Annotated in this window: 20 protein-coding genes and 1 tRNA gene; 7 read left to right on the plus strand and 14 right to left on the minus strand. The window is 66.0% G+C overall.

Translation table 11 applies throughout. The features are described from left to right. The 4 genes from V7Q39_RS09315 to V7Q39_RS09330 all read right to left on the minus strand — a co-directional run. A partial coding sequence (locus V7Q39_RS09315) for a PHP domain-containing protein (protein ID WP_333816294.1) occupies window positions 1-1,936 on the minus strand: 1,936 nt, incomplete at its 3' end. Next, window positions 1,933-3,426 carry a Y-family DNA polymerase gene (locus V7Q39_RS09320; RefSeq protein ID WP_333816295.1) on the minus strand — a complete coding sequence of 498 codons (1,494 nt, stop codon included), beginning with the start codon at window positions 3,424-3,426 and terminating at the stop codon, window positions 1,933-1,935. The genes V7Q39_RS09315 and V7Q39_RS09320, both read right to left, overlap by 4 nt. Further along, window positions 3,353-3,814 carry an ImuA family protein gene (locus tag V7Q39_RS09325; RefSeq protein ID WP_333816296.1) on the minus strand — a complete coding sequence of 154 codons (462 nt, stop codon included), beginning with the start codon at window positions 3,812-3,814 and terminating at the stop codon, window positions 3,353-3,355. Before V7Q39_RS09325 ends, V7Q39_RS09320 begins: the two co-directional genes overlap by 74 nt. 567 nt (window positions 3,815-4,381) lie before the next feature. Next, window positions 4,382-4,456: transfer RNA gene (locus tag V7Q39_RS09330), tRNA-Thr, on the minus strand. A gap of 111 nt (window positions 4,457-4,567) precedes the next feature. Between V7Q39_RS09330 and V7Q39_RS09335 the strand changes: the two genes are divergently transcribed. Genes V7Q39_RS09335 through V7Q39_RS09345 form a run of 3 tightly spaced genes read left to right on the plus strand, consistent with a single transcriptional unit; the run spans window position 4,568 to window position 6,494 of the window. Beyond that, window positions 4,568-4,750, plus strand: coding sequence for a hypothetical protein (locus tag V7Q39_RS09335; RefSeq protein ID WP_333816297.1), 183 nt, complete (start codon window positions 4,568-4,570; stop codon window positions 4,748-4,750). Window positions 4,751-4,755: 5 nt separating this feature from the next. Then, window positions 4,756-6,024: a UDP-N-acetylglucosamine 1-carboxyvinyltransferase gene (gene murA / locus V7Q39_RS09340; protein WP_333816298.1), complete on the plus strand. Its 1,269-nt coding sequence runs from the start codon at window positions 4,756-4,758 to the stop codon at window positions 6,022-6,024. Beyond that, entirely contained in the window at window positions 6,021-6,494 is a 474-nt protein-coding gene (locus tag V7Q39_RS09345; protein WP_333816299.1) for a DUF2948 family protein, read from the plus strand. The genes murA and V7Q39_RS09345 overlap by 4 nt, the downstream gene beginning before the upstream one ends. Before the next feature lie 6 nt (window positions 6,495-6,500). On the opposite strand, the gene V7Q39_RS09350 is transcribed toward V7Q39_RS09345, so the two are convergent. Beyond that, window positions 6,501-7,889: a glutamine synthetase family protein gene (locus V7Q39_RS09350; protein ID WP_333816300.1), complete on the minus strand. Its 1,389-nt coding sequence runs from the start codon at window positions 7,887-7,889 to the stop codon at window positions 6,501-6,503. A gap of 2 nt (window positions 7,890-7,891) precedes the next feature. Then, a complete protein-coding gene (locus tag V7Q39_RS09355; protein ID WP_333816301.1) occupies window positions 7,892-9,265 on the minus strand; it encodes an aspartate aminotransferase family protein in 1,374 nt (457 codons plus the stop codon). Window positions 9,266-9,419: 154 nt separating this feature from the next. Here V7Q39_RS09355 and V7Q39_RS09360 point away from each other — a divergent pair, with 154 nt between their 5' ends. Together V7Q39_RS09360 and V7Q39_RS09365 are read left to right on the plus strand one after the other, a co-directional pair. Beyond that, entirely contained in the window at window positions 9,420-9,851 is a 432-nt protein-coding gene (locus V7Q39_RS09360; RefSeq protein ID WP_333816302.1) for a nuclear transport factor 2 family protein, read from the plus strand. Between the two features lie 71 nt (window positions 9,852-9,922). Further along, window positions 9,923-10,429: a GNAT family N-acetyltransferase gene (locus V7Q39_RS09365; protein ID WP_333816303.1), complete on the plus strand. Its 507-nt coding sequence runs from the start codon at window positions 9,923-9,925 to the stop codon at window positions 10,427-10,429. A 111-nt stretch (window positions 10,430-10,540) separates the two neighbouring features. Here V7Q39_RS09365 and V7Q39_RS09370 read toward each other — a convergent pair whose 3' ends face one another. The 3 genes from V7Q39_RS09370 to trpA all read right to left on the minus strand — a co-directional run bounded on the left by V7Q39_RS09370 (window position 10,541) and on the right by trpA (window position 14,005). After that, the gene (locus V7Q39_RS09370) at window positions 10,541-11,704 is read right to left on the minus strand and encodes an alpha-hydroxy acid oxidase (protein ID WP_333816304.1); all 1,164 of its coding nucleotides are present in this window, start codon (window positions 11,702-11,704) and stop codon (window positions 10,541-10,543) included. Between the two features lie 89 nt (window positions 11,705-11,793). Continuing rightward, complete coding sequence (locus V7Q39_RS09375; RefSeq protein WP_333816305.1) at window positions 11,794-13,206, minus strand: DHA2 family efflux MFS transporter permease subunit; 1,413 nt, start codon at window positions 13,204-13,206, stop codon at window positions 11,794-11,796. 7 nt (window positions 13,207-13,213) lie between these two features. Beyond that, window positions 13,214-14,005, minus strand: coding sequence for a tryptophan synthase subunit alpha (gene trpA / locus V7Q39_RS09380; RefSeq protein ID WP_333816306.1), 792 nt, complete (start codon window positions 14,003-14,005; stop codon window positions 13,214-13,216). Between the two features lie 230 nt (window positions 14,006-14,235). Here trpA and V7Q39_RS09385 point away from each other — a divergent pair, with 230 nt between their 5' ends. Then, complete coding sequence (locus V7Q39_RS09385; protein WP_333816307.1) at window positions 14,236-15,822, plus strand: sulfatase-like hydrolase/transferase; 1,587 nt, start codon at window positions 14,236-14,238, stop codon at window positions 15,820-15,822. A 152-nt stretch (window positions 15,823-15,974) separates the two neighbouring features. Next, complete coding sequence (gene ychF / locus V7Q39_RS09390; protein ID WP_333816308.1) at window positions 15,975-17,072, plus strand: redox-regulated ATPase YchF; 1,098 nt, start codon at window positions 15,975-15,977, stop codon at window positions 17,070-17,072. Window positions 17,073-17,233: 161 nt separating this feature from the next. On the opposite strand, the gene V7Q39_RS09395 is transcribed toward ychF, so the two are convergent. The 5 genes from V7Q39_RS09395 to V7Q39_RS09415 form a co-directional block, all read right to left on the minus strand. Beyond that, window positions 17,234-17,440: a cold-shock protein gene (locus V7Q39_RS09395; protein WP_333816309.1), complete on the minus strand. Its 207-nt coding sequence runs from the start codon at window positions 17,438-17,440 to the stop codon at window positions 17,234-17,236. Window positions 17,441-17,824: 384 nt separating this feature from the next. Further along, complete coding sequence (locus V7Q39_RS09400) at window positions 17,825-19,129, minus strand: NAD(P)/FAD-dependent oxidoreductase (protein ID WP_333816310.1); 1,305 nt, start codon at window positions 19,127-19,129, stop codon at window positions 17,825-17,827. Further along, window positions 19,129-20,484 (minus strand): glutamine synthetase family protein, encoded by a 1,356-nt coding sequence (locus V7Q39_RS09405; protein WP_333816311.1) that lies wholly within the window; start codon window positions 20,482-20,484, stop codon window positions 19,129-19,131. Before V7Q39_RS09405 ends, V7Q39_RS09400 begins: the two co-directional genes overlap by 1 nt. A 36-nt stretch (window positions 20,485-20,520) precedes the next feature. Continuing rightward, entirely contained in the window at window positions 20,521-21,222 is a 702-nt protein-coding gene (locus V7Q39_RS09410; protein ID WP_333816312.1) for a type 1 glutamine amidotransferase, read from the minus strand. Window positions 21,223-21,346: 124 nt separating this feature from the next. Beyond that, window positions 21,347-22,342 (minus strand): glutamine synthetase family protein (locus V7Q39_RS09415; protein WP_333816313.1); only part of this gene is annotated, 996 nt, incomplete at its 5' end.

A 22,342-nucleotide genomic window follows, 5' to 3' on the forward strand; every position in this document is an offset into this window, starting at 1 on the left:
GCGCCCGGCTTTCCACCTGGAACACCCCCACCGCATCGGCGCGGCACAGCATGTCGTAGACCTGTTCGCGCCCGACAGCCTCGGACCCGTCCTCGGACGGGACGGGATCGGGCCGCAGCGTGGCCAGGTCCATGGCGATGCCGCGATGGTCCTTGAGCAGGCCGAACGCCTTGCGGATGCAGGTCAGCATGCCGAGCCCCAGCACATCGACCTTCAGAAGACGCAGCGCGTCGATGTCGTCCTTGTCCCATTCGATGATGGTGCGGTCCTCCATCGCCGCGTTCTCGATCGGGCACAGCTCGTCCAACCTGCCTTGCGTGATGACGAAGCCGCCGACATGCTGCGACAGGTGCCGCGGGAAGCCGATGATCTGCGCGATGAGTTCGATCGCCAGCCGCATCCGACCGTCTGCCGGGTCGAGGCCCGCGTCCCGCAGACGATCCTCGTTCGGCGCGGAAGACGACCAGCCCCAGATCTGCCCCGAGAGCCGGGCCAGCACATCCTGGCTGAGACCCATGACCTTGCCGACCTCGCGGATCGCGGCCCGGCTGCGGAAATGGATCACGGTCGCGGTAAGTCCCGCGCGGTCGCGGCCGTATCGCCTGTAGATCCACTGGATCACCTCTTCCCGGCGCTCGTGCTCGAAATCCACGTCGATGTCGGGCGGCTCGCCGCGTTCCTTGCTGATGAAGCGCTCGAAGATCAGGGTGATCGACTCGGGGGGCACCTCGGTGATGCCCAGAAGGTAGCAGACCACAGAGTTCGCCGCCGAGCCCCGGCCCTGGCAGAGGATGCCTTTGGAGCGGGCGAAGACCACGATGTCATGCACGGTCAGGAAGTAGGAGGGGTATTCGACCTCGCGGATCAGGGCCAGTTCCTTCTCCATCCGGTGGATGAGCTTTGGCGGCGGGCCTTCGGGATAGCGCCAGTGCAGGCCTTCGCGGGTCAGCCGTTCCAGCCGGTCCTGCGCGGGTTCTCCATTCTTCTCCTCGTCCGGATACTGATAGCGCAACTCGTCCAGCCGGAAGGTGCAGACATTGGCGATCTCGATGCTGCGCCGGAGGGCTGCGGGATAGCGGTGGAAAAGCCGCGCCATCTCGGCCCCGGACTTCAACCGCCGTTCGCCATTGGCAAGACGGTGCGTGCCGATATCGTCGATGGTGCAGCCGATCCGCAGGCAGGTGAGCACGTCCGCCAGGGGGCGACGCGCGGCGCGGTGCATCAGCACGTCCCCGACTGCGACCAGCGGAAGGCCGCTGGCCTGTGCCAGGGCGGAATGCCGGTCCAGCCGGGCCTGATCGCGCCCGTCGTATCGGGGCGCCACGCCGAGAAAGCAGTCCCCGGGGAACCGGCGGGCGATTTCTGTCAGCTCGGGCTGGGAAGAGGAGGTCTGTTCCATCGGATCGGGCACCAGCGCGATCAGCACCATGCCGGCCCCCCATTCCAGGAGATCGGCGCGCGAAAGATGGCAGTCGCCCTTGGGTGCGCGCCGCTTGCCGATGGACAGAAGCCTGGTCAGCCGCGACCAAGCCGCAAGATCGCGCGGCAACGCCAGCCATTCGACCGGGCTGTCGGTCAGCACCAGCCTTGCGCCGGGGATCAGGCGGGGCAGGGCGGCCGTGCCGAGTGCCGGCGCTTCGGTCGCCCCCGAGAAATGCGGCACGGTCTGGCGGCTGGAATGGTCGGTCACGCGCTGCGACCGGATGACCGGGCCGTCCGGCACGGCCGTTTCGCTGGCCAGCGCCTCATCGCGCAGGCGGGTCAGTTCCTTCAGGGCAGAGAAGGCCCGCACGACACCCGCCACCGAGTTCCGGTCGGTGATGGCCAAAGCTGCGAGTCCCAGTTCGGCGGCACGGGTGAGAAGTTCCTCGGGATGCGAGGCCCCGGTCAGGAAGGTGAAGTTCGAGGTGACGCAAAGTTCGGCATAGGGAGTCATGGAAACTCTCCCTGCGCATACCAGTGCGGTCTGCCCCTGCTCTGCGGAGTGTGGAACAGCCAGAGCCGCGGGCCTTCCCGGGTCTCGATCCGCCAGTAATCCCGCAGGCCCGTGCGCCAAGCCGGATCGTCGAACCACCATTCCGGGGTGATCCGTTCCGGCCCGGTGGCGCGCAGGGTCGAAAGCGGCATCCGGCGCCAGCGGAACCGGGCGGGGGGATGCCCGGGACGGGGCGGGGCGGCGGGGTTCACCGGCTCGGGAGGAAACAGGATCGCGGGTCGTGGCGCACCCCGGCGGATCGGGCCTGGAACCGGTGCGCTGTGGGCCACCGGCACCATCAGGAAGCTGCGCTCCGGGATCAGGCTGTCGGCGGGTTGCAGCCGGAGCACCCGGTCGAAGCCGATCCGGTTGCCAAGGCGGGACACCAGATCCGCCAGCGCATCCTCGGTGCGCAGGGCCGGTCCCGTGCCGACCTGCTCCGGCGCCATCGGCTCGGTGACGGGGGCGGTCAGGCGCAGGGCGTCGATCCCGAAACCTGCGTCGACCTCTTCGACGCCTTTGCGGAAGAGCGCCGCGATCCGGGCCGGGTCCCGCATCGGACGGGCCAGGCCGATGGCGACCTGCGCCGTCTCGCCATCCACCCGCCGCAGTTCCAGCTTCATCCGTCTTGCGCCCTGATGATGTTGCGCCAGATGGGCGCAGAGCCGGGCGAGCAGCCGGTCAAGGCCGGCCATCACGTCGGACTGGAGCCCGATGGCCTCGGGCAGGGTCATCCGGACCCCGAAATGGGGCGGCTCGGCCGCGGCCGAGACGGGTTCCGGCTGCATCCCCAGCGCCTGATCCAGCCGCAGGATCAGCCCCGCTCCGAAGCGCCGGGACAGGGGCGCGCGGGGCAGGGCCAGGATATCCGAGATGTGCGAGAGGCCGACCCGGGCCAGCCCCTCGGCCGTCTCGGGGTCGATGCGCAGGGCAGAGACCGGCAATCGTCCGATTCCCTGCGCCAGCGCGCCTTCTGCAATGATCCCGCCGCGGTGCCGGGCCAGGGCATGGGCGGCCCCCCGGGTGCCGGCAATGGCGCTTTCGGCGGCCAGTCCCATCCGGTCGAGCCTTGCCTGCAGATCGGCGCGCAGGGCCTCCTCGCCGCCGAAGAGATGCGCCACACCGGAGACATCGGCGATCAGGCCGTCCGACCCGTCACAGGCAACCATCGGGGCATAGCGCCCGGCCCACCGCCGCAGGGCCGACAGGGCCGCCGCCTCTCCCGCAAGATCGGCCGGTCGGGTGCTGATGTCGGGGCAGAGGGCCCTTGCATCGGCCAGGGCCATCCCCCGGTGCAGCCCGCGGGCAAGAGCCGCTTCGTTGAGACAATGCAGATGGTCGGTGTTGCGTAACCGCGAGACGAGGGCAAATGCCCCTTCAACCGGGCGCCGTCGGAGGGACGCGTCGCTCGCCAGTCGCGGAAACCAGATCGAAAGCAGTCGACGCGCCATTCCAGTCTATCACCCAATCGCCAAATGTTCCCTTTTTGTTCTTAATAAGGGACCAGTGGTGCAGTGTCGAGTCAGAGGGGCTGGCGGCGGGTTCACAATTCCAGCGGGTCTCGCTGGCCGGGCAGCCTTTGCCATCACCGATCAGCATCAGCCCGGTGGTCTGGCCCGCCTCGGCCGCAAGCTGCAGCCGACGCCCTTCGGTCAGGGTCAGGGCCGACTGGAGTTCGGCAATGACGAGGTCCACGGCATCGGCCCGAAGCGCCTCTTCGACCGACCAGAGGAGGTCTGCGCCCTTGGGCGTCAACAGGATCAGCCGCTCGCTCAAACCTTCGGGCAGACCGGCGGGAAGAGGACGTTCGGCAATGTGATCCGGCACGATCCAGACCACGGCCCCGGCATGGCGCAACGCCTGGAAGAGCGCAAAGGCCCGGCGCCCGCGTCCACCCGCTTCGTGGACCCGGTGAGATGCGAGGGGCGGCAGCGGGCCTGGGGCAGACCTTGCGTCAGGGCGCATCAGGGTATCGGGCATGAAGGGCTGTCCGGTGTTGGAGTCGCTGTTCCATTCCCTGAAGTAGCGCAGGCGCCCGGCAATTTCACCCTCGTTCTGGCATCGGCTCCGGCGCCGGATGGGGCTGAGATTGGCCGCGCCTTATCCCCAGTGCGTGGAAGACCATTGCAGATGGTGATCATCCCGGGGCTTGCGCATCCGGTAGCCGGCAGGGCAGAGACCTCTGCGACGAATTTCGGGCCGCGCTTGTCCTTCGTCCGCAGGAGCCGGCTAATCCGGAGGCGACGCAAGTCCGTCGAGCCGCGCTGGCGGAAGCAGTAAGACCCCACGCGGAGATGCTTGCAGGGACGCGCCATCTGCAGAGCTACGGAGAGCACTTCGGTGTAGAACCGAAGTCAATCTAAGCCCCTGATAGGACCTATCTTCCTGACCTGAAAGGGAGAAAGATGGTGCTGCAAGAGAGGATTGAACTCTCGACCTCTCCCTTACCAAGGGAGTGCTCTACCACTGAGCTACTGCAGCGCCGTTGGTGGCGGGTGATTAGACGCAATCGAAACGGGGCGCAAGGGGGTAAGGGCGGGAATTCCGGGCCGCTCTGGACCCATCCGCGGGCTTGCGGTAGAAGGCATCCTCATGCGCAGCCCCTCGGACCCGCCCCGCAGCGAAACGTCCCAGAAGCCTGAACGCTCCGCCAGTCGGGAAGACCGGCTCAAGGCAGCGCTCAAGGCGAACATGGCGCGCCGGAAGGCACAGGCAAGGGCCCGCAACGCCGAAGACGGCCCGGGCACGGATATTGGCGAAAGCGAAAGGGACTAGGGCAGATGGATTCGATTCTGGTGCGTGGCAACGGGGCCCTGTCGGGGGCGATCCCGATCGCGGGGGCGAAGAATGCCTGCCTGACCCTGATGCCCGCGACGCTTCTGTCCGACGAGCCGCTGACGCTGACCAATGCACCCCGCCTCAGCGACATCCGCACCATGACCCAGCTCCTGCAATCGCTGGGTGCCGAGGTTGCCAGCCTTCAGGATGGGTTGGTGCTCGCGCTCTCCTCGCATTCGATCACCAGTTTCAAGGCCGACTACGACATCGTCCGCAAGATGCGCGCCTCGATCCTCGTGCTCGGCCCGATGCTCGCCCGCTACGGCCAGGCCACCGTCTCGCTGCCCGGCGGCTGCGCCATCGGGGCGCGGCCGGTCGACCTGCACCTGAAGGCGCTGGAGGCGATGGGCGCCGATCTCGACCTGCGCGACGGCTATGTCCACGCCAAGGCCCCCGGCGGGCGGCTGAAGGGCGCGGTGGTGGAATTTCCCTTCGTCTCGGTCGGCGCCACCGAAAACGCGCTGATGGCGGCGACGCTGGCCAGGGGCACCACCGTCCTGAAGAACGCGGCGCGTGAGCCCGAGATCGTCGACCTTGCCCGTTGCCTGAAGAAGATGGGCGCGAAGATCGAGGGGGAGGGGACCTCTACCATCACCATCGAGGGCACCGACCGGCTGGGTGGGGCGACGCATCAGGTCGTCACCGACCGGATCGAGCTTGGCACCTACATGCTGGTCCCCGCGATCTGCGGCGGCGAGGTGGAATGCATCGGCGGCACGCTGGACCTGGTGGAGAGCTTCGCCGAAAAGCTGGATGCCGCCGGGGTTTCGGTGACGCAGACCAACCGCGGCCTCAAGGTCGCCCGCAAAAACGGGCGGGTGCGGGCGGTGGATGTCACGACCGAACCTTTCCCCGGTTTCCCGACCGACCTTCAGGCGCAGATGATGGCGCTGCTCTGCACCGCCGAGGGCACCAGCGTTCTGGAGGAGAAGATCTTCGAGAACCGCTTCATGCACGCCCCCGAACTGATCCGGATGGGCGCGCGGATCGAGGTGCATGGCGGCACCGCCACCGTGACCGGGGTGGAAAAGCTGAAAGGCGCGCCCGTGATGGCGACCGACCTGCGCGCCTCCGTCTCGCTGATCCTCGCGGGCCTCGCGGCCGAGGGCGAGACCGTCGTCTCCCGTGTCTACCACCTCGACCGCGGCTATGAGCGGGTGGAAGAAAAGCTCCGCGCCTGCGGGGCGCATATCGAGCGCATCCAGGCATGACCGACGCGCGGTTCGAAGACGGCGGCGAGGGCCCGCTGCGGCTGGTGGCCCAGGATGCCGAGGACCTGAAGGTCGTCTCGACCCTGGTGCAGGATGCCGTCCTGCCGGTGACCGAGCTGAAGCATGATGCCCGCCATCGCCGCTTCGCCCTTCTCCTCAACCGTTTCCGCTGGGAGGATCGCGAGGAGGCCGACCGGGTGGGTCGAGCCTATGAGCGGGTGCGGTCGCTGTTGGTGGTCGAGGATGTGTGCAAGGTGCAATCCTTCGGCTTCGATCGCGCCGACAAGGATCTGGTGCTGTCGATCCTCTCGCTGGATTTCGCGGCGGGGGAAGACGGCACCGGCCGCCTGACCCTGACGCTGGCCGGCGACGGGGCCATCGCGCTGGAGGTCGAGGCGCTTGAGGTGCGTCTGGACGATGTGACCCGGCCCTACCGCGCACCCTCGGGCAAGGCGCCGCGCCACGACTGACTGGCCTCAGACCGTGTGCAGGTAGAGGTCGAAGTCCACCTCGCTGACGGTGCGCATCACCCGGCCATATTCGGCGGCCATGATCGCGGTGAAGGTGCGGTGCATGTCCTCGCCGAGCGCGTCCTTCAGGAAGGCCGAGCGTTTCGCCGCCTCGATGGCCGACTTCCAGTCCGCCGGAATCTCGGCCCCGCTCTGGTCCTCATAGCCGTTGCCGGTGGTTTCCGGGCCGGGATCGATCGCTTCCTTCATTCCCTTGCGCACGCCTGCAAGCACCGTGGCGGCTACCAGATAGGGGTTCGCGTCCACGCCAGCCGGGCGATGTTCGATGCGCCGGGCCTTGATGTCCCCCGCCGGGATGCGCAGCGCGACCGAACGGTTGTTGACCCCCCAGCTCGGGCTGACCGGCGCGTAGGACTGGCTGGCGAAGCGGCGCCAGCTGTTCGCATGGGGGGCGAAGACCAGCATGCTCTCGCCCATCGTCTGCTTGAGGCCGCCGAGCGCGTGCAGGATGGAGGGGTTCCATCTGCCCTCTTCGGCCTCGACGAAGACATTCTTCCCCGCATCGTCCAGCATGGAGACGTGGAAGTGCATCCCCGACCCGGCATAGTTCTCGTTGGGCTTGGCCATGAAACAGGCGACCACGCCATGCGCACGGGCCTGGGCCCGGACGATGCGCTTCAGCCGCATCAGGTCGTCGGCGGCCTGCATCACGTTTTCCCGGTAGTGCAGCGTCAGTTCATACTGGCCGGGGGCGTATTCGCTGATCAGGGTTTCGGCCTTGATCCCCGCCTTTTCCGCCCCGGCGTAGATGTCGGAGAACAAGGGCAGCATCCCGTGCAGGTGGTCGACGGAATAGACCTCGGTCTTGTGGCTGGCGCGGCGGTCCAGCACGTCGCGGGCGGGTTGCATCTTGCCGTCGGGGCCGCGTTCGAGGTCGAGGAGGAAGAATTCCAGCTCGAAGGCCCCGGCGGGATGCAGGCCGTCCTGGGCCAGCAGGTCCACCTGCCGTTGCAGGGCGTGGCGGGGGTCCGAGGTCATCGGCGCGCCGTCGAGGGTATACATCGACATGAACACCTCGCCGCGCGGCGGGGTCGTGTTGTGCAGGGGTTTCAGCGTGCCGGGGATCGGCCAGGCGCGAAGGTCGCCATCGCCCTGATCCCAGATCAGGCCGGTCTCATGCACATCCTCGCCGCAGATGTCGAGGCCAAGGATGGAAATCGGCAGATGGCGGCCATTGTTGTAAAAGGACAAAAGCTCATGCCGCCGGATGATCTTTCCCCGGCCGATCCCGTTGGCATCGTGCAGGATAATGTCAAAAGCCTCGATCTCGGGATGGGCTTCGAGGAAGGCTTCCGCCTCGGCGGGGGTAGAGCCGGAGGGGCTGGTCTGGGTCATTTTCAGGCTGCCTGGAAAAGGTCGGTAAGGAGGATGTCGAAACTGGCGATCAGGCGGTCGACTTGGGCCTTCTTCGTCGCGGGGCTTATCAGCATCATGTTGTGGAAGGGCGCGATCAGCGTGCCGCGGTTGATGAGCGCGGTGTGGATCGCAGCTTCCAGCCGGGGTTGGTGGGCGAAGCCGGCTTCAGTTCCGTTCTTCAGCGGGCCGGGGGCGCAGATGAACTCCACCCGCGCGCCGACGCGGACGACATGCCAGGGCGCGCGGTGGCGGTCGATGACACGCGCCAGCCCGTGCGACAGGCGCTCGGCCAGTTTTTCCATATGGGCGTAGCTGTCCGGGGTCATCACTTCGGAGAGGGTCGCGACGAGGCAGGCGAACTGCATCGGGTTGGCGCTGAGCGTGGTGCCCATGCCGGTACGGCCCGGCTCGCGTTGCGCATCGGCCTGATGGTAGCGCTTCGCCGTCTCCTCGCTCAGCCCCCAGACCGCGGTCGGCATTCCGCCCGCGACGCATTTGCCGACGACGAAGATGTCGGGCCGCAGCGAATGCACGCTGGTATAGCCGCCGAGGCCGGAGGAAATGGTGTGCGTTTCGTCCATGATGAGAAGCGCGCCGTATTTCATCGACAGCTGGCGGAGGCCGTCGTGGAACCCCGCCTCGGGCAGGACCATGCAGGAGTTGGTCATCACCGGTTCGGTCAGGATCGCGGCGACATCGCCCTGCGCCAGTGCCGCCTCGACGCCGGCGAGGTCGTTGAATTCGCAACAGACGGCGGTCTGCGTCAGGTCGGCCACCTGGCCAAGAAGGCCGGGGGAATTGACCGTCCTGCCGTTTTCCAGCGAGACGAAAGTATCGTCCACGGTGCCGTGGTAGCAGCCGTTGAAGACCAGCACCTTGGGCTTGCCGGTGATGGCACGGGCAACGCGGAGGGCGAAGCGGTTGGCATCGGTCGCGGTCGTGGCGATCTGCCAGCGGAAAGGGCCGAAACGCTCGGTCAGCAGGCGGCCGGCCTCCAGCGCGGCCTCGGTCGGCAGCATGTAGGTCAGGCCACGGCGGGCCTGCTGGCGGATGGCCTTCGCCACCGGGGCAGGAGAATGGCCGAACATCGAACCGGTATCGCCGAGGCAGAAATCGTCGAGCTTCTGGCCGTCGATATCCCAAAGCCGCGCGCCATGGGCCTTGGCCACCAGCGGCAGGTGCGGCATCGGCCAGTCGGCCATCCAGTGCATCGGCACGCCGCCCAGAAAGCTGCCCGCGCCTTCCGCCAGCGCCTTCGCGGCCTTCGGGCGGGCCTTGGCATAGATGTCCGCCTCGCGCGCGGCGAAGGCGGCGAGGTGGTCACGGCGGATACCGGCGATCAGATCAACGGACATGGCAAGCCCAGAAACGACGACGCAGCGGTTATGCGCCTGAATTTGATCAAAAGGCAAGCGGCACGGAGCCGCAGTACCGGCGAGCTTTGCGATCCCGGTCCCCCTTGGCCCCCGATGCGCGCGCCCCATATTGCCTACCAATGAGGGGGACGCCATGGAACAGGCCGTCAGACAGCTTTTCGAACGCTATGCGGATTTCTTCGCCAAATCCCTGGCAGCAGAGCCGGACGCCAGGGAAGCCGCGGCGCTCTATGCGTCCGCCTTCATCGGCGCCACCCCGGCAGGCATCGTTACCGGCAGGAACGATGCGGAGTTCCTGCAGGCGATGCGGGTAGGCTATGCCCACTATCGCAGCATCGGCACCCGCCAGATGCGCATCCGCCATCTGCACATCCAGCGGCTGGACGACTGGCATTGCATTGCAAGCGTCGCCTGGAGGGCGGTCTATGCCCGCGACGATCTGCCGGAAACGGAAATCGACTTCGAGGTCCACTATCTTGTTCAGGTGCTGGACGGGGTGGCCAAGGTCTTTGGCTGGATGTCTGGCGACGAGGAGGCGCTGTTGAAGGCGCGCGGGGTGGTCTGAGGGGCGGGCCCATAGCCGCCGGTCAGAAGTAGGGTTAAGCTTGCCGAAGCGGGCAGTCGCAGAGAGCCGTCATGACAGGTGTTGTTAATAGTGGTGAAATCGTCGTGCGTCCGGCTTCCCCGGGCGACGGTCAAGCCCTTTATGATGTGACTGCGCGCTCGATCCAGGGGCTGGGGAAGCAGCACTACAGCGATGAACAGCTTGCGGGGTGGATGGGCGAACGGACCGCCGATTATTACGAGGCAATGATCGAGAAGGGGAAGGCGTTCATAGCCGAGGAACGTGGCGAAATACTGGGCTTTGTCGATGCCGATCCCGGTGAGGTCACCCGTCTGTTTCTGTTGCCGGAAGCTGCCGGGCGTGGACTGGGAGCACGGCTGCTGAAACTCGGCTTGGCAGCCGCTACGAAAGGCCATTCAGGACCAGTCAGGGTAGAAGCGACACTCAATGCACAGGGATTCTACGAGCGATATGGTTTCAAGCCGATCAGGACTGGGCATTTTTCTCACGGGGTAGGCGGCAATCCGATCAAGATCGTTGTAATGGAAATGGATCAAGGGCCGACTGAGCCGGTTTAACGGTTCATCCATCCACGAACCTGCGGGCGCGTATCGGCAAGCGGCGAAAGGGTCACGTCGGGGCCGAACGTCGGCTTGTTCCGCAAGGCAGCCAGCGGGCTCTCCCCTCCCTCAGACCCAGTCGCCCTCGAAATCCCTCGGCACCAGCAGGTTGTGCCGCCCAAGGTTCTTGACGTCGCGCTCGCCGCACAGCGCCATGGTGATGTCCATCTCCTTGCGGATCACCTCCAGCGCCGCCGTCACCCCGGCCTCGCCCATCGCGCCGAGGCCGTGGATATAGGCGCGGCCGATCATCGTGCCCTTCGCCCCCAGGGCCAGCGCCTTCACCACGTCCTGGCCCGAGCGGATGCCCGAATCCAGCCAGACCTCGGTCCGGTCGCCGATGGCGCGGACGATGGAGGGCAGCATGCGGATCGAACTCAGCGCCCCATCCAGCTGCCGCCCGCCGTGGTTCGACACGATCACCGCATCCGCGCCCAGGTCGGCGGCCAGCTTCGCGTCTTCGGCGTCGAGCACGCCTTTCAGGATGAACTTGCCCTTCCACTGGTCGCGGATGCGGGCGACCTTGCCCCAGTCCAGCTTGGGGTCGAACTGTTCGTTGGCCCAGGCGGTGAGGTCGGAAAGCTTCTTCACCCCCTTCACATGGCCGACGATATTGCGGAACTGGCGGCGCGGGGTGCGTAGCATCCCCAGCGACCAGCGCGGCTTGGTCATCATGTTGAGGATGTTCGGGATCGTCAGCTTCGGCGGGCTGGTCAGCCCGTTCTTCAGGTCCTTGTGCCGCTGGCCGAGGATCTGCAAATCCAGCGTCAGCACCAGCGCCGAGCATTTCGCGGCCCGGGCGCGTTCGATGATCGCATCGACGAAATCCTCGTCGGTCATCACGTAAAGCTGGAACCAGAACGGATCGGGGCTCGCGGCCGCCACATCCTCGATGGAGCAGATCGACATGGTGGACAGCGTGAAGGGCACCCCGGCCTTGGCTGCGGCGCGGGCGGCGAGGATCTCACCGTCGGGATGCTGCATCCCCGTAGAGCCGACGGGAGAGAGCGCCACGGGCATGGAGACCTTCTGCCCGGCCATCGTGCTTTCAAGGACCCGGCCCGACAGGTCGCGCGCGACCCGCTGGCGCAGGCGCAGTTTCGCGAAGTCCGAACTGTTCTCGCGGAAGGTCTGTTCGGTGTAGCTGCCGGATTCGCAGTAGTCCCAAAACATCTTCGGCGTGCGCTTCCGGTGCAGGCGCTTCAGGTCCTCGATGCAGGTGATGACGGGCATTCGCAGCTCCTTCGTCAAACTGGTAAGAACGCCTTACCAATGAACCGCCGTGCGCACAATCGGTCCGTCGGGGCGGTCCGTCGGGCCGGTCATTTCCGCCGGCCCGACATCTGCGCGCCCGCGTCCTCGGGCAACCTGCGGAACACCAGAAGCGACAAGGCCGAGACGGCGGCCACGATCAGGAAGGCGGCGGGGAAGTCGGCGGCGGTCAGCACGTCGCCGCCGCGCCAGGCCATGCTGGCGGCAACCGCGGTCGCGCCCAGCGTGACGCCCAGGCCCAGCGACACCTGCTGCGCCGCGCTGGACAGCGAGGTCGCGCGGCTCATCTGTTCCTGGCTCAGATCGGCGAAGGCGATGGAATTGAGGCTGGTGAACTGGATCGACCGCAGGCAGCCGCCAAGGAACAGCACCGCGTAGATCACCGCATGGGGCGTCGAGGCGTGGAAGAGCCCGATCGCGGCCAGCGAGACGATGGCCAGCATGCCGTTGACCAGCAGCACCTGGCGAAAGCCGAAGCGGCGCAGGATCCGGGCGTTCACCGGTTTCATGAACAGCGCCCCCAGCGCCGAGACGAAGGTCAGAGCGCCGGATTCGATGGCCGAGAGACCGAAGCCCAGTTGCAGCATCAGGGGCAAGAGGAAGGGGATGGCGCCGATCCCGGTGCGGAACAGCGTTCCGCCCAGGACCGAGCCGCGAAATGTCGCGATGCGCAGAAGCGAGAAGTCGAGGATCGGCTCCGCCACCCGATTGCAGTGCCAGACCAGCGCGACCGACATGACCATGCCAAAGGCCAGAAGACCCAGCATCTGCGAGGAGGGGCCCGTCATCTCGGTCAGCTCCATCGAGCCGAGCATCAGCGCCGAAAGCGCAAGCCCCGACAGCACGAAGCCCGCCCCGTCAAAGCGCCCGACCGCGCGCGGCGCCTCGCGCGGCAGAAGCAGGAGCGCCAGCGTCAGGCAGAGAAGGCCGATGGGCAGGTTGATCAGGAAGATCCAGTGCCAGGGGTAATGGGTGACGATCACCCCGCCGACAAGCGGGCCAAGGACGGGGCCCAGCAGGGCCGGCATGGTCAGCCAGGTCATGGCCGCGACGAAGCCTTCCTTCGGCGTGTTGCGGGCGACGATCAGCCGTCCGACCGGCACCATCATCGCCCCGCCCATGCCTTGCAGGAAGCGCGCGACGACGAAGCCGGGCAGGGTGGACACCGTGGTGCAGGCGACCGATCCGGCCATGAAGACCAGGACGGCAGCCGCGAACACCCGCCGCGCGCCGAAGCGGTCGGCGATCCAGCCGGAGGGCGGGATGAAGATCGCGAGGCTGACCAGATAGGAGGTCAGTGCCAGCTTCAGCGCCAGCGGGTTGACCTGCAGGTCCGCGGCGATGGTCGGCAGGGCGGTCGACAGGATGGTGCTGTCGATGTTCTCCATGAACAGCGCCGAGGCGACGACCAGCGCTATCGTGCGCGCGGCAACCCGTCCGGCAGGCGCGGTGTCTGTGGTCATCGCAGCCTCAGGCCGAATGTGCCCCATCCGCCAGCGCCTTCACCCGTGCCAGAACCTCGGCCACCGGCACGCCAGCGCCGATATCCTTGACGATGGCCGAACCCACCACGGCGCCGTCGGCCACACCGGCGATGGCCTTCGCCTGCTCGGGCGTGTTGATCCCGAAGCCCACGATCACCGGCAGGTCGGTCGACCGCTTGATCCGCGCGACCTCGGGGGCGACATCGCCCGCCTGCGCCGCAGCCGCGCCGGTGATCCCGGTGATCGAGACGTAATAGACGAAGCCGGAGGTGTTCTGCAGCACCTTCGGCAGGCGCTTGTCGTCGGTGGTGGGGGTGGCCAGGCGGATGAAGTTCAGCCCCGCCTTCTGCGCCGGGATGCACAACTCGTCATCCTCCTCGGGCGGCAGGTCGACGACGATCAGCCCGTCGATCCCGGCCTCCAGCGCCTCTTTCAGAAAGCGGTCCACCCCGCGCGAATAGATCGGGTTGTAATAGCCCATGAGCACGATGGGGGTCCTGTCATCCCCGGCCCGGAAGGCGCGGACCATGGCCAGCACCTTGTCCATCGTCATGCCGCCTTCCAGCGCGCGCTGGCCTGCGGCCTGGATGGTCGGGCCATCCGCCATGGGATCGGTGAAGGGCATCCCCAGTTCGATCACGTCCACCCCAGCGCCGGGCAGGCCCTGCATCACCGCGAGGCTGGTCGCCTCGTCTGGGTCGCCGCCCATGATATAGGCGACGAAGGCCTTCTTCCCTGCCGCCTTCAGCCGCGCGAAGGTGTCGTCGATCCGTGTCATGGCGGTCCCTTGCCTCTTGATCCATGCCCCGTACACGATGTGCCGAAGCTGCGGCGGAAATGCAATCGGCCATGTTCCCGGGCGCTGTGTCTCTGGCAGAGGATGTTGTTGTTGCCAGTTTGCCGCGATGGTGCGCCAGCCAGACCTGCCATGGCAGAAAACATTGGAGGCACGGCACACGATAAGTCTATTGATGCACCAAGTGCATCGTCATTCAAGTGTATAGAATAATGCAGATATTGGGCAGGCAAACGCGGGATCGTCTGGCTCTTCTGCTGCTTGTATCGGGCGCCGGGCTTGCGGTGATGGTTCTGGTGGCGCCATGGCTGGTGGTGACCCGGCCTGTTCTGGTCTTTTCCGGACTTCTGCTTTTGGCAGTCATGCTTCTGGGTCGCAAGGCGCTGCGCCCGCCCCCGATCTCGCTGATCTTTGTCGTGATCGCTGCGATCATGGCCCTCCCGTTCGTGGTCGTCTACCGGGCCTTCGGCGAGGTCGACATGATCTCGTTCCTGTTCCACGTCAACGCCGGGATAACTGGTGTCAGCCCATGGATGCTGTGGAACGAAATCCAGATTACTCTCTGCGCCCTGATCAGCATCATCCTGATTTCCTACCTGTTGAGTTCTTTGCCCCGGTTGCGTCATCTCCCCGTGCTGGTGGCTGCCGTGCTTGTTCTGAGCAATCCGTTCATCACCTTCCAGGCCAAGCGCCTGCTGCAGCCGGTTCCCGATGTCGATCTGGCCGCCAAGGTTGTGACGCCGCAGATCGCTGCAAACCCGCTGCCCCCCGATATCGTCTACATCTATCTGGAGGGCCTTGATCGCCGCTTCCTCGACCCGGAACTTGGGTCAGAGACAGCGAAAGTCCTGCGCACGCTCGAGGGGCAGGGGTTAAGCTTCACCAATGTCCGCCAAGTTGCGGGAACCGGCTGGAGCATTGCGGGCATGGTCGCCTCGCAATGCGGTGTGCCGCTCCTTCCGCGCGGGTACCTGAGCAACGACATCATCGAATCCGTTGACGATCGCTTCTTGCCGGGCGTCACCTGCCTGGGCGATTTGCTGGTCGGCCAGGGCTACCGCCAGACCTTCGTGATGGGGGCAGAGGCGAAGTTTGCCGGAACGGTGGCCTTCTATCAGACGCATCACTATCAGAAGACAATCGCGCAGAAGGACATGATGGCGATCTTCCCGGCTGCGGAAATCGCAAAGGCCAGTGTTGTCTGGTTTTCCGACGACCAGATGGTTTATGATGTCGCGCGCATGGAGTTTGCCGATGCATTGGGCGGGGAACGCCCTCTCCTGCTGACCATCGCCACGATTGGCCCGCACGGGGTGGTGCCGAACTATCTGTCGCGGCAATGCACCAGCGATGGGCAAGCCGTTCAGACCGATGATGTCTTCGAGGCGGCCCGTTGTCTCATGACTTTGACCGAACAACTAGTGGCTGATCTTCAGGAAAGCCACCGTCGGTCCGGGCGCCCCAACGATTTGCGGATCATCCTGCAGTCCGACCACCTCAATCACGGGCGCAAGGCTTTGCCGGATGATCCCAAGCTCGCCGTGAATACGTTGATCCTCATCGGTGGGCCGGAGAAGGGTGCGGTGAACGATCGACCCGGCTCCATGCTGGATGTGTATCCAACCATTCTGGATTGGCTGGGCTTCACGGTGGCCGGCGGCAAGGCGGGGCTTGGCGTTTCGCTGCTGTCGCCCGAGGCGGGCGATGCCTTGGCCGCGAACTGGGACCTGCCTGTTCTCGACCGGATCGTGATGCACAACATGGCGATGTTCGAAGGGCTGTGGGAAGGATCGCGCTGAGCTTTGCCCGGAAGTGCTGCGTGCAGGCCCGGGATCGAAGCTCATCTCTGCCTCCATGCTTTGCCCGAAGGCTGCCCGGCGCCCCGAGTCGGGGAAGCTTGATCCTTTCTCCTCCCGCCCGTAGAAGCGGCCCGTCGCCAACGGAGGGCATGATGGGTTTCAGGATGGGCATCGTCGGACTGCCGAATGTGGGCAAGTCCACCCTCTTCAACGCGCTGACCCGGACGGCGGCGGCGCAGGCGGCGAATTTTCCGTTCTGCACCATCGAGCCGAACGTGGGCGAGGTTTCGGTGCCGGACGCCCGGCTGGAGAAGCTGGCGGCGATTGCCGGGTCGAAGCAGATCATCCCGACGCGGATGACCTTCGTCGACATCGCGGGGCTGGTGCGCGGGGCCTCGAAGGGGGAGGGGCTGGGCAACCAGTTCCTTGCCAACATCCGGGAATGTGACGCCATCGCCCATGTGCTGCGCTGCTTCGAGGACGGGGACATCACCCATGTCGAAGGCCGGATCGACCCGGTGGCGGATGCCGAGACCATCGAGACCGAACTGATGCTGGCCGATCTGGAATCGGTTGAGCGGCGGCTGGTGGCGCTGGGCAAGAAGCTGCGCGGCGGGGATCAGGAGGTGCAGGATCAGGACCGGCTTCTCCGCGCGGCGCAGGCGGCACTGGCGGAGGGCGGGCCCGCGCGGTCGCTGAAAATTGCCGAGGACGACCGCAAGCAGTGGCGGATGCTGCAGCTTCTGACCGCGAAGCCGGTGCTTTATGTCTGCAACGTCGAGGAGGCTTGCGCGGCCGAGGGCAATTCCCAGTCGGCGCGGGTTGCGGAGATGGCCGCGAAGCAGGGCGCGGCGTCGGTGGTGATCTCGGCCCGGATCGAGGAGGAACTGGCGCAGCTGCCCGAGGACGAGGCGGCGATGTTCCTGGAAGAGATGGGGCTGCATGAGGCGGGGCTCGACCGGCTGATCAAGGCTGGCTACGCGCTTCTGGGCCTGCAGACCTATTTCACCGTCGGGCCGAAGGAGGCGCGGGCCTGGACGATCACGAAGGGCACCCTTGCCCCGCAGGCGGCGGGGGTGATCCACGGCGATTTCGAGAAGGGGTTCATCCGGGCGGAAACCGTGGCCTATGACGACTATATCGCCGGAAAGGGCGAGGCGGGGGCCAAGGAGGCGGGCAAGTTCCGGGTCGAGGGCAAGACTTACGAAGTCAAGGACGGGGACGTGCTGCACTTCCTGTTCAACGGCTGACTGCCCGCGCGCGGGCAGGGTTTCGCGGCCAGAGATTTCAAGGGGTTGTCTGCGGGCGTTAGGGATCTGGTAACATCTGCCCCCGGTCGCAAAGCAAAGAAAAAGGCGGAGGGACTTCGGTCCCTCCGCCTTTCAAATTCCGGTCCGTAGACCCCGCAGGCTTACGCCAGGGCGAGATTCACAGCGGATTCGCGACCGTTGCGGTCGGCTTCCACGTCATAGGTGACGGCCTGGCCGTCATTCAGTTGGCGGATGCCGGCGCGTTCCAGCGCGCTCACATGGACGAAAACGTCCTTGGAGCCGCCCGCCGGAGCGATGAAACCGAAACCCTTGGTGGCGTTGAACCATTTCACGGTGCCATTGGCCATCGTGATGTCTCCTCTACTTGGTTGCCATCCGCATGGTGCGATGGCCTGGCTCAGTGTCGTCAGAGTCGCAACTGAACCGTAAGGAAACAGGAGGTCGAAAGATGAAGCTTCGCGGGATGCACATAGGCCTTTGATCACGAGATTACAAGGACTTCCCGCAGCCGTCGGCAGAAAGCAGGCCCCGGGGCTTACACCCCGCCGGGATGTCGACCTCTCCGCCCATCTTCTTCAGGTCCTGATAGTGGTCGCCGATGCGGTGGTGAAGGCGGCCACTCAACGACGCGCCGAGGGCGAAGATCGTCTCGCCGCGACGGATGCGGTCATCAAGCGGTCGGGCAGTGATGGAAGCCCGTTCGAGGCGGGGATTCCTAGGGCAAGGAAAGCCTAAAGCCCCAGCCGGTCGCGCAGGGCGAACCAGGTCATCGCTGTGACGAGGAGCGGCCAGCGCAAGGCGACGCCGCCGGGGAAGCGGTGCTGCGGCAGGCTTGCCATGAGGTCGAAGCGTTCCTGCTGGCCCGCGGTCGCCTCGGCCATCAGCTTGCCCGCCAGGGTCGCCATCGCAACGCCGTGGCCGGAGTAGCCCGAGGCGGAAAGGACATTCTGGCCGGGCCTCGTGAAGCAGGGCATCCGGTTGATGGTGATCGCCAGCGTGCCGCCCCAGGCATAGTCGATCCGGGTCTTCGCAAGCTGCGGGTAGACCTGAAGCATCGGTTTCGAGACGGTCCTGATGATGTCGGGGAAGCGGTAGCCGTAGCTTTCGCCGCCCCCGAAGAGCAGGCGGTTGTCTTCGGAAAGCCGCCAGTAGTTCACGACGAAACGGGTGTCGGCGACGGCGACGGGTTCGGAGAGAAGGTCCTTCGCCGCATCCCCCAAGGGCTCGGTCGCGACGATGAAGTTGTTGATCGGCATGACCTTTGCCGCAACCTTCTCGTTCAGCTGGCCGAGATAGCCGTTCCCGGCAAGGATCACCGTGGCGCAGTCGACATGGCCCGAGGGGGTGCGGACAACGGGCCTCGGCCCCGGTTCGACGCGATGGACTTCGCTGAGTTCGTGGAGGCGGACGCCCGCCTTCGCCGCAGCCTGAGCGAGGCCGATGGCATAATTCAGCGGGTGCAGATGGCCCGCGTCGCGGTCGATCTCGCCGCCGACATAGTCGGTGGACCCGATCAGTCGCCGGATGCCGCTGCGGTCGAGCGGTTCAAGATGGGTGTAGCCATAGTCGCGGTGCAGCTTCTCGGCATAGGCGTGGGTCTCGCGGACCTCTCCTTCCGTCCGGCAGGCATGGGCGATGCCGGGGTGGAAGGTCACGGGCATGGCGTGGTCTTTCACCAGCGTCTTGACCAGCGTCTTGGCCTCTTCGGCGAGGTCCCAGAACCGATGGGCGTTTTCGCGGCCGGCGACCTTCTCGATCCAGACCTGATCCTGCCTTTGGCCGCTGCCGACCTGCCCGCCGTTCCGCCCGCTGGCGCCGAAGCCCACCCTATGCGCTTCCAGAAGCACCACGTCATAGCCCTTCTGGGCCAGATGCAGCGCGGCGGACAGGCCGGTGTAGCCGCCGCCGACGACGCAGACATCGGCCTTCACGGCACCTTTCAGGATCGGGAAGCGGTCGAGCGGCGCCGCGGTCGCGGCATAGTAGCTGGCGGGGTATTCGCCCCGCCGGTCATTCGCGTGAAGCAGGTTGACCATCAGACGTTGAGGAGCAGGTGCTCCCTCTCCCACGGGCTGATGACTTGCAGGAATTCCTTGTATTCGTTGCGCTTCACCGAATCGTAGACCTTGCAGAAATCGACGCCCATCACCTCTTGCAGGGCGGTGTCCTCTTCCAGCAGGTCCAGCGCATCGCCAAGGTTCACCGGGATGTCCTCGTTATCGATATAGGCCGAGCCGGAGAATTCCGGACGGGACGGGGTCTTGTTCACCAGGCCGAGATAGCCGCAGGCCAGCGTCGCGGCGATGCCGAGATAGGGGTTGCAATCCATGCCGGGCAGGCGGTTTTCCACCCGGCGGGCGGCGGAACCCGAGATCGGGATGCGCAGGCCCGTGGTCCGGTTGTCGCGACCCCATTCCAGGTTGATCGGGGCGGCGAAGTCGGGGACGTAGCGGCGATAGCTGTTGACGTAGGGCGCGAAGAGCGCGACGGCGGCGCCGAGGTGCTTCTGCAGGCCCCCGATGAAATTGAGGAAGGCTTCCGTCTCGACGCCCTTCGGACCGGCAAAGATGTTCTTGCCGGTTTTCGTGTCCACCACCGAGGTGTGGATGTGCATCGCCGACCCCGGCTCGCCTGCGATGGGCTTGGCCATGAAGGTGGCAAAGCAGTCGTGCCGCAGCGCGGCCTCGCGGATCATGCGCTTGAAGAAGAAGACCTCGTCGGCCAGCTGGATCGGGTCGCCGTGGGCGAGGTTCAACTCGATCTGGCCGGCGCCACCCTCTTGCAGGATGCCGTCGATCTCAAGACCCTGCGCCTCGGCAAAGTCGTAGATGTCGTCGATGACCTTGCCGTATTCATCGACCGCCGACATGGAATAGGCCTGCTTGCCCGCCGCGCGGCGCCCGGAGCGGCCCATCGGCGGGATCACCGGCATGTTGGGGTCGATGTTGCGGGCGGTCAGGAAGAATTCCATTTCGGGCGCCACGACCGGCTTCCAGCCCCGGGCGGCGTAGAGGTCCATGATCCGTCGCAGCACGTTGCGGGGCGAGAAGGGAACCGGGTTGCCCTGCTGGTCCTTGGCGTCGTGGATGACCTGAAGCGTGATGTCGGCCGTCCAGGGCGCGGCGGTGGCGGTGGACCAGTCGGGTTCCAGGATCATGTCGGGTTCGGTGAAGGCGTCGAACGGGTTGTCGGCCCATTCGCCGGTGATCGTTTGCAGGAAGATGGAATTCGGCAGGAAGTAGTTGGTCTGCTTGGCGAATTTCGCGGCGGGCATCGCCTTGCCGCGCGCCACCCCGGCGATGTCGCCGATGATGCATTCCACTTCGTCTACCCGGCGGTTGCCGATGTAGTCGCGCGCTGCCTCGGGCAGCTGGTCGGTCCATTTGGACATATGTCACACGTGTGTTGGGGGGTGGCCCCCGCGCGGTCAGGCGCGGAGCTTCTCGGCCCCGGTTTGGTGGGTCAGGAAGAAATCCGCGATCCGGTCGGCCATCGACGGGCTGTCGAGGGGCGTGTCGATGCGGGCCTTGGCATCGGCGAGGATCGCGTCGGGGACCAGACCCGGCCCCCGGTACTTGATCAGCCCCTCCATGAACTCCTTGCGGAATTCGGGGTGGGGCTGGACGGAAAACATGCGGTCGTCATAGAGCAGCGCCGCGTTCTGGCAGAAGGCGGTCGAGGACAGGACCTTCGCCATCTCGGGCTTTGTCACCACCTGGTCCTGATGCCAGGCGTTGAGCGTATAGCTCTGGTCGCCGAAATCGTATTCGGTGGGGCCGACGGACCAGCCGCCCGCGTATTTCTCGACCTTGCCGCCCATGGCCTGGGCGATGATCTGATGGCCGAAGCAGATGCCGACGACGGGGACATGCGCGGCATAGGCGGCACGGATGAAATCCTCCAGCGGCGGGATCCAGTCGTGCGGTTCATAGGCGCCGAAGCGCGAGCCGGTGATCAGCCAGCCGTCGCAGTCATGCACGGAAGCGGGGAAGTCGTTCCGCAGCACGGCCCAGCGGCGGAAGGTCAGCCCCTTGCCCGCCAGCAGGGTCTCGAAGAAATCCGGGTAGTCGCCCATGTCGGCGCGAAGGGCGTCGGGGCTTTCGCCGGTCTGGAGGATGCCGATCTGCATCTTGGTCCCTCTGGTTTTCCTCAAGGTGGGCGTTTCGGGGGGGCTTGGTCAAGGGGGGCTCGTTATGCGCCTTCGGCTTCTCCTCGCGGGACAGCGACAAGAGCCGAAGGCAACCGGGGAGCGGTCAGACGGTGTCGAGGTAAAGCTCCACCCGTTCCTCCGGCGAGAGCTCGGCGATGTAGTGCAATTCCTGCCGCTTGGTCTGCACCAGGTTGCGGATGATCTCCTTGGGCAGGAAGCGGTAGAGGATGTCCGAGTGCTCGAAGGCGTCGATGGCGGCTTCCCAGGTCGCGGGGATCTGCGGCAGGTCCATCGCATAGGCGTTGCCGGTGACCGGCGGCGGCGGTTCGACCGCATCTTCCAGCCCGGTCAGCGCGGCGCCCAGGATGGCGGCCAGCATCAGATAGGGGTTCACGTCGCCCCCGGCCACGCGATGCTCGATCCGCCGCGCCGCCGGGTTGCCGGCGGGGATGCGGATCGCCGAGGTGCGGTTCTCGTAGCCCCAGCTGATGGCGGTGGGGGCGTGCTTGTCGGGCACCAGCCGTTCGTAGCTGTTGAAATGCGGCGCGAAGAGCAGGGTGGAATCGTGCATCGCCGCCAGGCATCCGGCGATGGCGTGGCGCAGCTGGGCGGTGCCCTTGGGGCCGCCGGAATCGAAGATGTTGTCGCCCTTTTCATCGAGGATCGAGAAATGGGTGTGCAGGCCCGAGCCGGAGTAATCGGCATAGGGTTTCGCCATGAAGCTGGCGGCGAAGCCGTGCCGCCGCGCCAGCCCCTTGACCAGCATCTTGAAGAGCCAGGCATCGTCGGCGGCGCGCAGCGCGTCGTCGCAATGCATCAGGTTGACCTCGAACTGGCCGAGCCCGGTTTCCGAGGTGGTGGTGTCGGCCGGGATGTCCATCGCCTCGCAGGCGTCGTAGAGGTCGGTGAAGAAGGTGTCGAAAGCGTCCAGCGCCCGGATCGACAGGGTCTCGGCGGCCTTGCGGCGCTTGCCGGACCGGGGCGAAGCCGGAACCTGCATGGTCTTGCCGCTGTCGTCGATCAGGAAGAACTCCAGCTCCATCGCGCAGACCGGGGTCAGGCCGCGGGCCTTGTAGCGGTCGACCACGGCGCGCAGCGC

The organism is Tabrizicola sp. (genome assembly GCF_036781545.1).
Taxonomy (GTDB): Bacteria; Pseudomonadota; Alphaproteobacteria; order Rhodobacterales; family Rhodobacteraceae; genus Tabrizicola.

Bases quoted from the DNA above. Each gene is read 5' to 3' on its own strand.
- V7Q39_RS09320 (WP_333816295.1), bottom strand. From the start codon at position 3,426: ATGGCGCGTCGACTGCTTTCGATCTGGTTTCCGCGACTGGCGAGCGAC.
- V7Q39_RS09335 (WP_333816297.1), top strand. From the start codon at position 4,568: ATGCGCAGCCCCTCGGACCCGCCCCGCAGCGAAACGTCCCAGAAGCCT.
- murA (WP_333816298.1), top strand. From the start codon at position 4,756: ATGGATTCGATTCTGGTGCGTGGCAACGGGGCCCTGTCGGGGGCGATC.
- V7Q39_RS09345 (WP_333816299.1), top strand. From the start codon at position 6,021: ATGACCGACGCGCGGTTCGAAGACGGCGGCGAGGGCCCGCTGCGGCTG.
- V7Q39_RS09350 (WP_333816300.1), bottom strand. From the start codon at position 7,889: ATGACCCAGACCAGCCCCTCCGGCTCTACCCCCGCCGAGGCGGAAGCC.
- V7Q39_RS09355 (WP_333816301.1), bottom strand. From the start codon at position 9,265: ATGTCCGTTGATCTGATCGCCGGTATCCGCCGTGACCACCTCGCCGCC.
- V7Q39_RS09360 (WP_333816302.1), top strand. From the start codon at position 9,420: ATGGAACAGGCCGTCAGACAGCTTTTCGAACGCTATGCGGATTTCTTC.
- V7Q39_RS09365 (WP_333816303.1), top strand. From the start codon at position 9,923: ATGACAGGTGTTGTTAATAGTGGTGAAATCGTCGTGCGTCCGGCTTCC.
- V7Q39_RS09370 (WP_333816304.1), bottom strand. From the start codon at position 11,704: ATGCCCGTCATCACCTGCATCGAGGACCTGAAGCGCCTGCACCGGAAG.
- V7Q39_RS09375 (WP_333816305.1), bottom strand. From the start codon at position 13,206: ATGACCACAGACACCGCGCCTGCCGGACGGGTTGCCGCGCGCACGATA.
- trpA (WP_333816306.1), bottom strand. From the start codon at position 14,005: ATGACACGGATCGACGACACCTTCGCGCGGCTGAAGGCGGCAGGGAAG.
- V7Q39_RS09385 (WP_333816307.1), top strand. From the start codon at position 14,236: ATGCAGATATTGGGCAGGCAAACGCGGGATCGTCTGGCTCTTCTGCTG.
- ychF (WP_333816308.1), top strand. From the start codon at position 15,975: ATGGGTTTCAGGATGGGCATCGTCGGACTGCCGAATGTGGGCAAGTCC.
- V7Q39_RS09395 (WP_333816309.1), bottom strand. From the start codon at position 17,440: ATGGCCAATGGCACCGTGAAATGGTTCAACGCCACCAAGGGTTTCGGT.
- V7Q39_RS09400 (WP_333816310.1), bottom strand. From the start codon at position 19,129: ATGGTCAACCTGCTTCACGCGAATGACCGGCGGGGCGAATACCCCGCC.
- V7Q39_RS09405 (WP_333816311.1), bottom strand. From the start codon at position 20,484: ATGTCCAAATGGACCGACCAGCTGCCCGAGGCAGCGCGCGACTACATC.
- V7Q39_RS09410 (WP_333816312.1), bottom strand. From the start codon at position 21,222: ATGCAGATCGGCATCCTCCAGACCGGCGAAAGCCCCGACGCCCTTCGC.